General features: G+C 45.8%; 11 protein-coding genes and 1 tRNA gene. 5 read left to right on the plus strand and 7 right to left on the minus strand.

What is annotated here, in order from left to right:
* Positions 1-84: 84 nt before the first annotated feature.
* Entirely contained in the window at positions 85-834 is a 750-nt protein-coding gene (locus tag LMJ53_RS11770) for a DUF481 domain-containing protein (RefSeq protein WP_229586246.1), read from the minus strand.
* Positions 835-836: 2 nt separating this feature from the next.
* Positions 837-1661, minus strand: a complete 825-nt coding sequence (locus LMJ53_RS11775) for a mechanosensitive ion channel domain-containing protein (protein WP_229586247.1) — start codon at positions 1659-1661, stop codon at positions 837-839.
* Positions 1662-1852: 191 nt separating this feature from the next.
* On the opposite strand from LMJ53_RS11775, the gene LMJ53_RS11780 reads away from it, so the two are divergent.
* The 3 genes from LMJ53_RS11780 (at position 1853) to LMJ53_RS11790 (ending at position 3972) form a co-directional block, all read left to right on the plus strand.
* Positions 1853-1928: transfer RNA gene (locus LMJ53_RS11780), tRNA-His, on the plus strand.
* Positions 1929-2018: 90 nt separating this feature from the next.
* Entirely contained in the window at positions 2019-2579 is a 561-nt protein-coding gene (locus LMJ53_RS11785) for a DUF1285 domain-containing protein (protein ID WP_229586248.1), read from the plus strand.
* Between the two features lie 106 nt (positions 2580-2685).
* On the plus strand, positions 2686-3972 hold the full coding sequence (locus tag LMJ53_RS11790; RefSeq protein ID WP_229586249.1) for a metal-dependent hydrolase family protein: 1287 nt from the start codon (positions 2686-2688) through the stop codon (positions 3970-3972).
* A gap of 19 nt (positions 3973-3991) precedes the next feature.
* Here LMJ53_RS11790 and LMJ53_RS11795 read toward each other — a convergent pair whose 3' ends face one another.
* From LMJ53_RS11795 to LMJ53_RS11810, 4 genes are all read right to left on the minus strand, one after another.
* Positions 3992-4468, minus strand: a complete 477-nt coding sequence (locus LMJ53_RS11795; protein ID WP_229586250.1) for a DUF2489 domain-containing protein — start codon at positions 4466-4468, stop codon at positions 3992-3994.
* A gap of 2 nt (positions 4469-4470) precedes the next feature.
* Positions 4471-5055 carry a Der GTPase-activating protein YihI gene (gene yihI, locus LMJ53_RS11800; RefSeq protein WP_229586251.1) on the minus strand — a complete coding sequence of 195 codons (585 nt, stop codon included), beginning with the start codon at positions 5053-5055 and terminating at the stop codon, positions 4471-4473.
* Between the two features lie 33 nt (positions 5056-5088).
* On the minus strand, positions 5089-5736 hold the full coding sequence (locus LMJ53_RS11805) for a class I SAM-dependent methyltransferase (protein WP_229586252.1): 648 nt from the start codon (positions 5734-5736) through the stop codon (positions 5089-5091).
* 549 nt (positions 5737-6285) lie between these two features.
* Entirely contained in the window at positions 6286-6912 is a 627-nt protein-coding gene (locus LMJ53_RS11810; protein WP_229586254.1) for a c-type cytochrome, read from the minus strand.
* A gap of 193 nt (positions 6913-7105) precedes the next feature.
* Here LMJ53_RS11810 and yihA point away from each other — a divergent pair, with 193 nt between their 5' ends.
* Positions 7106-7723, plus strand: coding sequence for a ribosome biogenesis GTP-binding protein YihA/YsxC (yihA, locus tag LMJ53_RS11815; RefSeq protein WP_420778857.1), 618 nt, complete (start codon positions 7106-7108; stop codon positions 7721-7723).
* A gap of 471 nt (positions 7724-8194) precedes the next feature.
* Here yihA and polA read toward each other — a convergent pair whose 3' ends face one another.
* Complete coding sequence (polA, locus tag LMJ53_RS11820) at positions 8195-10993, minus strand: DNA polymerase I (protein WP_229586256.1); 2799 nt, start codon at positions 10991-10993, stop codon at positions 8195-8197.
* A gap of 564 nt (positions 10994-11557) precedes the next feature.
* Between polA and LMJ53_RS11825 the strand changes: the two genes are divergently transcribed.
* A complete protein-coding gene (locus tag LMJ53_RS11825) occupies positions 11558-11953 on the plus strand; it encodes a c-type cytochrome (protein ID WP_229586258.1) in 396 nt (131 codons plus the stop codon).
* The last annotated feature ends 163 nt before the right edge of the window (positions 11954-12116 follow it).

Genomic DNA, 12116 nt, shown 5'->3' on the forward strand with positions numbered 1-12116 from the left:
GAGAGAGGCAAACAGACGCTTTTTGTTGCGAATTAAGGTAAATAAAGCACACAGCGGCACGAAGCCGCTGTGTAATAGGTGTACTTAGAACGCGTAAACCAAGGTTAATGAGGTTTGCGTGTCGGTACTCTTTTTATCGGCAGTGACATCAGAGTCATTTTGTACCAAAAAGGCGGCTTTCATCTGCATAGCACCATTCACTCTGGCACTGAGTGCGGTTTCGGCAATAGTCCGCGTATTATCGTTACTGATTTCGACGCTGAGTGTTTGCGAGAAAGCGGCAGATTCACTGATGGTCCATTTAAATTCCGCAGCACCACGGGCCAGCAAGCCATTTTCTGTTTCGTCAGTAGAGCGGCGGGCGTTGTAATAACCCGGACCGATTTCCACATCCAGCGTCTGGTTTTCCAGATCCATTAGACGGGTACCGTAACCGGCGGCGATGGTGGTGTATTTAGTGTAAGCACCAAATTTATCATCGGTATACGAACCTAACACAAACAAATTATCGTGTTCATCACCGATTTTGTAAGCCCCTTTCGCGGATACCAGATAGCGCTGCGCTGACCGCTCTTTCTCTCTGTTACCATCAGCATCGATTTTTTCATCTTCTTTAAAGAAAGCGCTGAAAATATACTGATTGCTCCATTCTTCTAGCTCTTGTCTGGCATCGATTTTACCGGTAATAGACGTACCTGCTGTATTACCTGTAGTGGTAATGGCGCCAAGCTCTGCTGAGGTTTTCCACATCTTTTGCTCTTTCTCTGGCGCTTGAGCTTGCGCGGCACCCGCAAATAAGACACTTAACGTTGCGGCTACAGTGAATAATTTCATGCTTACTCCTTTGTTTCTTGTTTAAGATGAACGTCCATTTGCGGGAAGGGAATACCAATACCGTGTTCATCAAAGGTCAATTTTACTTTTTCAAGCGTATCCCAATACACTCCCCAGTAATCAGCACTATTCACCCAAGGGCGCACAATAATGTTGACTGAAGAGTCGGCTAATTCAGAGACACGGATATTGGGCGCAGGCTCAGCCAAAACTCGCTCATCATTTTTGATGATGTCTTGCAGTAGGTTTTTCGCTTTTAATAAATCAGCGTCATAGCTGATACCGATCACTAAGTCGACACGGCGCGTGGCCTCAGCAGAAAAGTTAGTGATATGGCTACCGGTGATTTTGGCATTGGGCACGATAACGCGTTTGTTATCGGGCGTTTTCATGGTGGTTTGGAAGATTTCAATTTTATCTACAGTACCGGAAATACCACCGGCATCAATAAAGTCACCTGATTTAAATGGGCGGAAAAGAATAATCAACACACCAGAGGCAAAGTTAGCCAGAGAGCCTTGTAATGCTAAACCAATCGCTAAACCGGCAGCACCTAAAATAGCGATAAACGAAGTCGTTTGCACGCCAACTTGCGACAGTGCCATCAAGGTTGTGGCAATAATTAAAATGGCATACACAATGCTGCTTAAGAAAGAAACAACGGCCTTATCAATACTGCGTGATAACAAGCCTTTTTCAATTAATCGTTTGATACCGCGAGCAATGATGCGGCCTACATAAAAGATGACGATAGCAGCGACAAGCTGTAATAAATACCCGAGTAAAACCTCATGGTTTTGTTGGAATAACTCGTTGATTTGTTCCATGTAACACTCCTTTGAATTTTTTAGCAGGGTGTGTGATGAGGTTTCTAAACTATGCGTGTTGCTGACGGTAAATCCGGAAACCTCAGCAAACGCTGACGATCATACCATAAAGCCTTATACCCTTAGATGACAAATTACAAAAAAGAGCTTGGAGCCATGCGAGGTTTTTGGTTAAAATAGCCACCTCGGCGGTGATTGTAGCTCAGTTGGTAGAGCCCCGGATTGTGATTCCGGTTGTCGTGGGTTCGAGCCCCATCAGTCACCCCACTTCTTTTCCTGCCTTTGTCATTACCTTACTTTCTCAGTGTTGCCCAGCTATACTGCAGTTTAATTAGCACGCCAATGGATCCTTTTGGTATGGATTTATCTCAGTTACAACAGCAACTCAGCCAACCTAACTTAGCGCCAGTTGAAAGCTGGGATCCCCCCTTTTGTGGTGATTTGCCGTTGTTAATTACTGCCGATGGCCAGTGGTTATATCAAGATAGCCCTATTCAAAGACCGGCCTTAGTACGTTTATTCGCGTCGGTTTTACTCAAGCAGGATAACGACTATTTTCTACAAACACCGGCTGAAAAAGTCCGCATCCAGGTGGCCGACGTGCCTTTTTTAGTAACGCAAAGTCATTGGCAACAGGCTGTCTCAGGCCCGGAGTTATGGCTAACCACTAACATTGAAGATGCTGTGCCACTCAGTGCGGCTTATCCTTTACAGATCCAACATTATGCCGGGCAGCAATTACCTTACTTGCAGTTGTGGCGGGGGTTATCCGCCAGATTACATCGCAACTTATATTATCAATTATTGCAAGAAGCCAAGATGGTCACTGAGGGTAAGCAAACCCGTTGGCTGATTAACAGTGGCGGTGTTGATTTTGTGTTAGCTGAACTGGCGAATAGCGACGAGTCGAGCGGTTAATCGCATATTCTGGCTAGATACCGCAAGCGCATTGCTTGGTTTGGCCCAGCAGCCCATAGTTTCAATGACAGGGCAACAAGCTAATAATGTTAAGAGGATAATAACCATGATAAGACTCTCTCTACTGGCACTGGCGACACTTTGTGCTATGCCATCGGCCTTACAGGCTGCAACAACCTATATTCACGCCGGTAAATTGATTACTGCTGAAGATAAACAGCCTTTAACAACACAAACCATCATTGTCGTTGACGATAAAATTAGCGCCATCGTTGCCGGTTACCAACAGCCTGGTGCGGAGGCGACTGTGGTGGATTTACGCAATCACACGGTTATGCCGGGTTTGATGGATATGCATACGCATTTTTCAACGCAATTAAGTGCGACCTCGTACAGTGACTGGAGCCGTTTAAATGAAGCCGATTTTGCCCTTCGCGGCGCGGCGTTTGCTGAAAAAACCTTAATGGCCGGGTTTACAACAGTACGTGAGTTGGGCGATAGCCATCAGGTGAGTATCGCGCTGCGCAAAGCGATTGCTCAAGGTTACGTTAAAGGGCCGCGTATTTTTGCTGCAGGTAAATCATTAGCCACCACCGGTGGACACGCTGATCCTACCAACGGTTTAGCCAATGCGTTATTGGGCAACCCAGGCCCTACTGATGGGGTGCTAAATGGCCCGGTTCAAGCCCAGCAAGCGGTTCGTCAGCGTTATAAAGAAGGCTCAGATCTGATTAAAATCACCGCAACCGGCGGGGTATTAAGTGTCGCAAAAAGTGGTATGAATCCACAATTTACCGTTGAAGAGTTAGCTGCTGTGGTGCAAACCGCGAAAGATTACGGCATGAAAGTCGCTGTGCATGCTCATGGTAAAGAAGGGATGGAGCGAGCGATTATTGCTGGGGTGGATTCGATTGAGCATGGTACTTACATGGATAAAGACACCATTGCCCTGATGAAAAAACACGGTACCTATTATGTGCCGACGATCAGTGCCGGTAAATGGGTGCAAAATAAAGCGCAAATTGACGGTTTCTTCCCTGAAATTGTTCGGCCTAAAGCCGCCACCATCGGGCCACTCATTCAGCAAACTTTTGCTCGGGCCTATAAAGCTGGGGTGAATATTGCTTTTGGTACTGATGCGGGTGTCGGCGCGCATGGCGATAATTGGCTAGAGTTTGTTTATATGACCGAAGCCGGTATGCCGGCGTTAACGGCGATTCATAGTGCAACGATTGAAGGCGCGAAATTACTTGGCGTTGAGCAAGAGCTTGGCTCGATTAAAGCTGGTAAGATTGCCGATATCATTGCTGTTGCAGGCGATCCGCTGCAGGATATCAAGCTGATGCAAAACGTCAGTTTTGTGATGAAAGCAGGGCAAGTATATAAGCAGTAATCAGTAAATTGCAGCAGGCTTAGGCCTGCTGAAATCTTGCTAATAATTTGCTAACGTCAGCTTCAATCTCGCTTTTAAGGTCGATTTCTGCTTGTTGGCGAATTTTATCTTGTTGTTTCGTAAGCTTTTTATCTTGCTCTTTTCGGGCTTGATGTGTCGGCATATCACGAACCACCAAATACATCTTATGCAAAGCCGGATAGTGCACAACGGGATCCGGCTTATCTTCTTCGGGCCAATGATCGAGTAGCACCCAAAGGCGTAATGCGCCCTCGGAAAACTCGCATTGTTGCTCCAGCATTGCTCGGCTAATCAACACGATACTTTCATGCAGGTAGCGTTTTTTCTCTTGCTGCTTCTGCTCGAGTTGCTGTTGCTCGAGTTGTTGGCGCTGGGTTTGTAACTTGACCTGCCACAATAACTTACCGGCATAAAAAGCCAGTACGGCAATAATGACCACACCTAACACCAACATACTTGCCCATAATAACGTCACGCTTAATCCTCATCGCCTAGCAAAGTTTTACGCCAGTCGGTACGCTCAAAACGCGCTAATGGATCTTCTTCTTCGTCTGCGCTATCGTTGCGCGTTGCTTCGTCATCGGCGTCATCTAAGCCTAATAACTGTAACAGCTCACTTAAGCGTGCCGTTTTGCTATTAAAGTATTTTGCATCTTTGCCGGTTAATACTTCGTCTTGCTCAACGCGCTCTAATAGGGCTTGTAGGCGCTCATCGGCTTCGATACTGGCCAACTCTTGCTCTGGTGTCAGTGTTTCAGCTTTAACCGCTTTTAACTGTGCTTTGGGTATGGCACTGACCACGTTGGGCATCTGCTCAACCAAAGTAGGCTCAGCGATTAACGCGATAGGTTTTTTGCTACCAATTCGCGGATCTTTTTTGGCTTTGTTCGCTTCAGCTTGTGCATCTTTACTTTGTTGCATGCTGTTACGAGTACCCGATTTCAGGCCAGAGCCTTTCTTCTTGGTCTCTTCTTTGGTTTCTCGGGTTTTGCGGATCTCACTGGCAGGTAAATGGCGTTGGCCATTGTTGCCAGCATTGCGGGATTTTTTTTGACGCGTCATAGTATTTTGCTACCTGTAAAAAGACCGATCATTTTACCCAGCTTTGCTGAAGATCACCACATCATTCGCTGGAAATGCCACCTTAAGCTGATATTGTGCTGCTAACCAACGAAATGTGGCCTGACTAAAGAAACTAATATGTGTCGGATCTCGTCGATAATACCAATTGCTGAACGCCTCTGCGGTTGGATAACATTTGGTCATAATCGCGAGCACCCCTGCCGGCTTTAACAGTTGTAGCCATAATTGCCACTCGTTAAGCGGATCGACAAAGTGCTCAATCGCTTCGGTGCAGCTGATAAAATCGTATTGCTGCTCTAACGGGGCGGGGTCATTGGCAAAGAAGGGATCCCAAACCTGCATCTGATGACCGGCTTCCTGTAACATATTGGCTAGCAACGGGCCGGGACCGCATCCAAAGTCTAAGCCACTTTTCGTGGTATTGCCCAAGGTTTGCAGTAAGGGCGCGGCCAATTTATTCAGAAATAGCCGATAACCCGCATCGTTCAGATCATTGTTGTGTAGCAAATAGTGTTGTTTTTCTTGTTCGGCAGTGAGTAGGTGCTGCCGGTCTAAAAACACCAAGGCGCAACGCTGACATTGCCAGTATGGGGGGTGCAGTTGGGCGTTATAGCGATGGGTATCAGCATGGCCGCATAATGGGCAGATTGATTGTTGCATATTACATCCAAAACAAAGGGCGATAAGATTAACTTATCGCCCTGTTTATTCGTGCCTAGAGGTGGACACACCTTTGGAATGATGCAATTCATCCTGATGCGCAGTCAACACCGTGTTGCAAATTATCCCTATATTATTGTTTGCTGTCCGTGCAAAAGTTTTCTTATTTATGATCTTCCTAATGCTTTCGTAATCTTCCTTGCGCGTGGTTCACGCGTAACACCATCTGAGCATCTTTAAACACAGCGCACATAATGTGCATGCGGCTTCCTTAACCTAAATTCCCTGTTGTTTTACCGCTAACGGCGATAGAGTTAATTTACTCCGATCTAATCAGATAACAAGCGCTTGAGTATAAAAAACCTGAAAAAAATTAGACTTTAGTCTATATCGTATTATTTTTCAGTGGTTTAAGTTAAGTGTAGAAAGTTGGAATAGTTCAATTAAAATTCAACTATAGATGATGTCTTACATGCTTTGTAAGATATTTCTCACAGAGCGGCATAAAAAAAACCGGCTTTTTCGCCGGTTTTTTCTAATTACTAAGTATTAGTGTAAGCCGCCTAAGTATTGCGACAGAATTTTAATATCATCGTCAGTCAGCTTTTTGGCCACATCACGCATCATGCCGTTCATGTCGTTAGCACGAGTGCCAGCACGAAATTCTTGTAAAGTGGCTTTAACATAGTCTGCGTTCTGGAAGCCAATTCTTGGGAAACCCGCTAAGCTAGTACCTGCGCCACGTGGACCATGACAGGCGATACAAGCTGGAATACCGCGATCGGCATCACCGCCACGATACAGCTTTTGACCTACTTCGATCACTTCTTCTGGGGTGGTGCCAGATGTAATGCGCTGAGAAGAGAAGTAAGCGGCTAAATCTTGCATATCTTGATCAGATAATGCAGCAACCATTCCGTACATGATGGCATTAGCACGACCTTCTTTCCCGCCAGTGGTCATACCTAACTTATAATCGGTTAACTGTTTATATAAATATTCAGCGTGTTGACCTGCTAATTTAGGATAAATGGTCACAACGCTGTTACCGTCAGGACCATGGCAAGCCGCACAAGTGGCAGATTTTGCTTTGCCTGCTTCGGCGTCACCGTCAAAAGCATGAGCTGTACCGACTAAACCGAATAACAGCGCCAGAGGAAGTATGATTTTTTTCATGTTTGATCCGTCTCAGTCCGCATTCAAAAGCCAGCTTGCTGGCAGCAATGAATAACATTAAGGTGAATTTTTAGCTATTTTACACGAAACTGCCCAAAGTAAAATCCCATACTATGGTCAAAAGCACGGCAAATGCTTCTTACTGCTCCCTTGATCCGCTACAATAGCCACAAATTAACCGCCGGAGCAGGCTGTGTCGTCTATTAAATTAAATTATCAACAAACACGTTTTCTTACCAGCGCCCCGGATATTAAGGCATTACCCGCAGACAACGGCATCGAAGTTGCCTTTGCCGGACGTTCAAATGCCGGTAAATCCAGCGCATTAAATACTTTAACACGCCAAAATGCTTTGGCCAGAACCAGTAAAACGCCAGGTCGTACTCAGCTGATTAATACCTTTACGTTGGCCGAGCATAAAAGATTAATCGACTTACCCGGTTATGGTTTTGCCAAAGTGCCTTTAGCTGTAAAAGAAAAATGGCAGAAGTCACTGTCTGAGTATTTAGAAAAACGGCAAAGTCTAAAAGGCTTAGTGGTATTAATGGATATTCGTCATCCGTTAAAAGATTTGGATCAGCAGCTCATTCATTGGGCGGTGCAAAGCCAATTACCGGTGCTGATTTTACTGACTAAGGCCGATAAACTGGGGCCTGGTGCTCGGAATAAAATTGTGCTGGAAGTACGTGATGCGGCCATGGCCTTTATGGGTGATGTTAAGGTACAGGCTTTTAGCTCGTTAAATAAGTTTGGTTTACCCGAATTAGAACAAACGCTAGATCAGTGGTTTAACGACGATAACGCGGCATAAAAAAACCGACCCAAGGGGGTCGGTTATAGCAAGCAGGGGAGAAGCTATATAAATTCAATCAACAGGATGTCTTACTGTTAAGACGTGTTGATCATAACACCCAACTGATGCAGTTTGAAGTATTTACTCTAAAATTTTAACGCCTGACTCGCCTGATAGCAAAGATACGCGTTATCTTACCGCTACATGCCAAGTGAATAAGCCTTTCGTAATCATCATTCTGACTTTTGCAGCAAAAAAAACGCCCCGCTGCAAGCAGCGGGGCGGCTAATAAAGCCTACTTTCTGATCTTCAATAGTAAAAACATACTGAAGCGAAAGATAGAATATCTTACCTCTGTACCCTACAGCGCAAATTTTAGCTAATTTTTGCACTATTGCAAGCAAAAACTGTAATTAAACTACAAAACTATAAATGTAAGCGCTTGCTTTCGGGTTTATGTAATTAAATTACCTTTATTAACAACGAAATTTAATGTGCTTCATCCCAGTTTTTACCATAACCGGCTTCTGCTAAAAGGGGCACATCTAATGATGCGGCACTGGCTAGCAAGGTTTTTAACTCGGCAGCAACGCGCTCAACCTCTTGCTCTGCCACTTCAAACACCAATTCATCGTGCACCTGCATAATCATTTGCACAGCGTTGTTATCGTGTTGTTCCAACCACGCCGCTACCTTGATCATGGCTAATTTGATAATGTCGGCTGCGGTGCCTTGCATGGGGGCATTAATGGCCGCACGTTCGGCGCCCTTTTGCCTACCCATATTGCGGGCATTAATGTCAGGCAAATATAAGCGGCGACCAAACAATGTTTCAACATAGCCTTGATCATGTGCTTGCTTTCGCGTGCGCTCCATATAATCCAGTACACCAGGGAAACGCTCAAAATAGCGGTCAACATAATGCTGTGCTTCATGGCGAGCAATACCCAGTTGTTTGGCTAAACCAAAAGCAGACATGCCATAAATGAGCCCAAAGTTCACGGCCTTGGCGCGGCGGCGCTGCTCGCTAGTCACTTCATCTAAGCTAATGGCAAACACTTCAGCAGCGGTGGCTTTATGCACATCAAGACCATTAGCAAAGGCATCCAATAAGGCCTTATCTTGCGATAGGTGCGCCATAATCCGTAATTCGATTTGCGAGTAATCGATGGCCAGGATGCATTTACCAGCAGGGGCAATAAAGGCTTGGCGGATGCGTCGGCCTTCTTCGGTACGGATCGGAATATTTTGTAAATTCGGTTCTGTAGAGCTCAAGCGACCGGTGGCGGCTACCGCCTGATGATAGGAGGTGTGCACGCGCCCCGTAGCGGGATTCACCATCTTCGGCAGTTTATCGGTATAAGTAGAGCGTAACTTACTTAAACCACGATGCTCAGTGATCAGTTTTGGAAAGTCATATTCTAAAGCAAGCTCAGCGAGCACTTCTTCGGCAGTCGACGGGGTGCCACTCGGTGTCTTTTTCAATACCGGTAACTTCATCTGCTCGAACAGGATCTCTTGCAGTTGTTTTGGCGAGGCCAGATTAAATTCTTTGCCTGCTGCATCGTAAGCCAAGTGTTCTAGCTCTTTAATACGGGCAGTTAACTGTTCACTTTGCTTGGCCAACAAGTTGCTATCAATCAGCACGCCGTGGCGCTCTATTGTCGACAAAATGTTCACTAAAGGCAGCTCGATCTCAGTAAACACCTTGACCAGCTCACGACTTTGTTGCAATTGTGGCCATAGTGTTTGATGCAGTTGCAGTGTCACATCGGCATCTTCAGCGGCATATTCTGCGGCTTGGGCAAGTTCAATTTGATTAAACGTCAGCTGCTTAGCCCCTTTACCGGCTAAATCAGTAAAGCTAATAGTGTTATGACCTAAATACTTCAGCGCAAGCGAATCCATATCGTGACGGCCCGCTACCGAGTTAAGCACATAAGATTCCAACATGGTATCAAAGCGGATACCCCGTAAGGTTAATTGATAACGCGCTAACACGCTTTGATCGTATTTTAAGTTTTGGCCAACCTTGGCTTTGTTGTCATCTTCCAGCCAAGGCTGCAGTTGTGCTAAAACCCACTGGCGATCGAGTTGCGCTGGCGCGCCTAAATAATCATGCGCTAAAGGCAGATACCATGCTTTTCCTGCTGCCGTGGCAAAAGATAAACCAACCAATTCCGCCTGCATATAATCTAAGCTGGTGGTTTCCGTATCAAAAGCGGTTAATTCTGCTTGGTTTATTTCTTGAAGCAATGCAGTAAATTGTTGTTCGGTCAGCACCGTTTGATACTGACTGCGATCAATCACTTGCCTGACGGGTTCATCGGCTGTGTGTTCTGTCGCTGTGTGAGTAGTAGTGGCATTTTCGAGTTGCTGCGACGTGCCCGAGGTGTTCGTGTCACTGTCACTGAGGATCTCGGCTAACCAGCGTTTAAATTCGCATTGTCGGTACAGCTCGCTTAGCTGTTGCTTGTCTGTGGGACGGATCTGTAAATCGGTGAGTTGATAGGGTAATTCGACATCACATTTAATCGTGGCCAGTTGGTAAGACAACGCCAGTTGTGCTTTATGTTCTGCCAACTTAGCAGCCATATTTTTGGCACCACGAAAGGTCAGTGTGGCAACTTGATCAAGCTGTTGATAAATGTGTTCAATTGAGCCCAGCCCTTGCAATAAGGCTGCGGCTGTTTTTTCACCGACACCAGGCAAACCAGGAATGTTATCAACTTTGTCGCCCATCAGCGCGAGATAATCGATAATCAACTCCGGACCGACGCCAAATTTCTCTTTAACCGAGATAGGGTCGAGCAACGTATTGTTCATCGTGTTAATTAAGGTGACATGTTCGTCTACCAGCTGCGCCATATCTTTGTCACCGGTTGAAATCAACGTATGACGCCCCGCAGCGCTAGCTTGACGGGCAATAGTACCGATAACATCATCAGCTTCTACGCCGCTAATACAAAGTAAAGGCAGACCCATGGCTTCGATGATCAGATGTAACGGGGCAATTTGGCTGCGTAGGTCATCAGGCATCGGCGGGCGATGTGCTTTGTACTCTTGATACATTTCATTACGAAACGTTGGGCCTTTCGCATCAAACACCACGGCCATTTCGCTGGGCTGATATTGTTTTAACAAGCTTTTAAGCATGTTCACCACACCATAAATAGCGCCAGTGGCTTCGCCTTTTGAATTGGTTAAGTGCGGTGGTGAATGATAAGCCCGAAATAAATAGGAGGATCCGTCAACCAAAATTAACGGGTTTTTGGGGATGTAGACCATGATAATAATTCCTGCAAAGCTGATGCGTAATAGCATGCCACAGCCATCCCCCTACCACCAGCTGAACCGATTGACTTTGCTGCGTTAAAAAGAGAGTAAGCTGTGGATAACTTTGTGCAAAACCCATAGGAAAATGTCATCCTGCTTGAGGCAGAATGTTAATGGTAGTGTTTTAAGTGTTTGTTTTTATTTAACTAAACGGGGAAACTGAAAGTGCCGTTATTCTTATTTTTTTGCATTGCGTAATGTGGAAAACGCTTTACTGCCTGGCCCGAATTCTTCCTGGGTGCCAAATATCCTCATCAAGCAGGTCGAACAGACTATCACAATAACCGGGTTTGCCTAGCCTCTTTTTTAAAAAATTTCGCTTTAAAAAAACCGTTTTGCTGCGCCTTTTGGCATAAAGCAATAAGCATAAGCCTTTGCGGCGGTGTCGCGGCTAAAAGTTTACACATGGCAATGCAATGCGCTGCACTAACAATCTGCCTAAGCTCTTCCGTTTCGGATTAGATGCAGGCTATAATGCCAGCAATTACTTATGGCTTTCAGTATGGGATCAACACTATGAATAAATTGACAGTTGCAGTAAGTTTGCTGCTGATTACCATCGGCGTCCACGCGAGCGCAACCTCTGATGCCGACGCTATTGCAAAACGCATTGCGCCAGTAGGTCAGGTTTATGTTGCTGGTGCTACCCCAGCTGCGGCTGCCGCGGCAACAGGTCCACGCAGTGGCGAGCAAGTTTATCAATCTGCCTGTTTTGCCTGTCATGGCACGGGTGCACTTGATGCACCAAAACATCAATCTGCTGATTGGAAGCCGCGTTTAGAGCAAGGTTTTGATGTGTTATTAAAGCACTCTATTGAAGGCATTCGTAACATGCCAGCTAAAGGCACCTGTACCACTTGTTCTGATGATGAAATTGCTGCCGCCATTCGTTTTATGACGGATGGTGTATAAACATTACCTACGTTTTCGTTTTAAAAAAACCGCGCCAGTCGCTAATGCCGGTCAGTTAAGCTGGCCGGCATTTTTCTTTCGGACAGGGTATTTCTGCTTACTCGACTTTAGGCAGCGAGGATAACATCGCTCTCGGCGTCCAGGTAGTAAGAAGTAGGACGCC

The sequence above is a fragment of the Rheinheimera sp. UJ51 genome, from assembly GCF_020819615.1.
In the GTDB taxonomy this organism is placed as follows: domain Bacteria; phylum Pseudomonadota; class Gammaproteobacteria; order Enterobacterales; family Alteromonadaceae; genus Alishewanella; species Alishewanella maricola.

Bases quoted from the DNA above. Each gene is read 5' to 3' on its own strand.
- LMJ53_RS11770 (WP_229586246.1), bottom strand. From the start codon at position 834: ATGAAATTATTCACTGTAGCCGCAACGTTAAGTGTCTTATTTGCGGGT.
- LMJ53_RS11775 (WP_229586247.1), bottom strand. From the start codon at position 1,661: ATGGAACAAATCAACGAGTTATTCCAACAAAACCATGAGGTTTTACTC.
- LMJ53_RS11785 (WP_229586248.1), top strand. From the start codon at position 2,019: ATGGATTTATCTCAGTTACAACAGCAACTCAGCCAACCTAACTTAGCG.
- LMJ53_RS11790 (WP_229586249.1), top strand. From the start codon at position 2,686: ATGATAAGACTCTCTCTACTGGCACTGGCGACACTTTGTGCTATGCCA.
- yihI (WP_229586251.1), bottom strand. From the start codon at position 5,055: ATGACGCGTCAAAAAAAATCCCGCAATGCTGGCAACAATGGCCAACGC.
- LMJ53_RS11805 (WP_229586252.1), bottom strand. From the start codon at position 5,736: ATGCAACAATCAATCTGCCCATTATGCGGCCATGCTGATACCCATCGC.
- LMJ53_RS11810 (WP_229586254.1), bottom strand. From the start codon at position 6,912: ATGAAAAAAATCATACTTCCTCTGGCGCTGTTATTCGGTTTAGTCGGT.
- polA (WP_229586256.1), bottom strand. From the start codon at position 10,993: ATGGTCTACATCCCCAAAAACCCGTTAATTTTGGTTGACGGATCCTCC.
- LMJ53_RS11825 (WP_229586258.1), top strand. From the start codon at position 11,558: ATGAATAAATTGACAGTTGCAGTAAGTTTGCTGCTGATTACCATCGGC.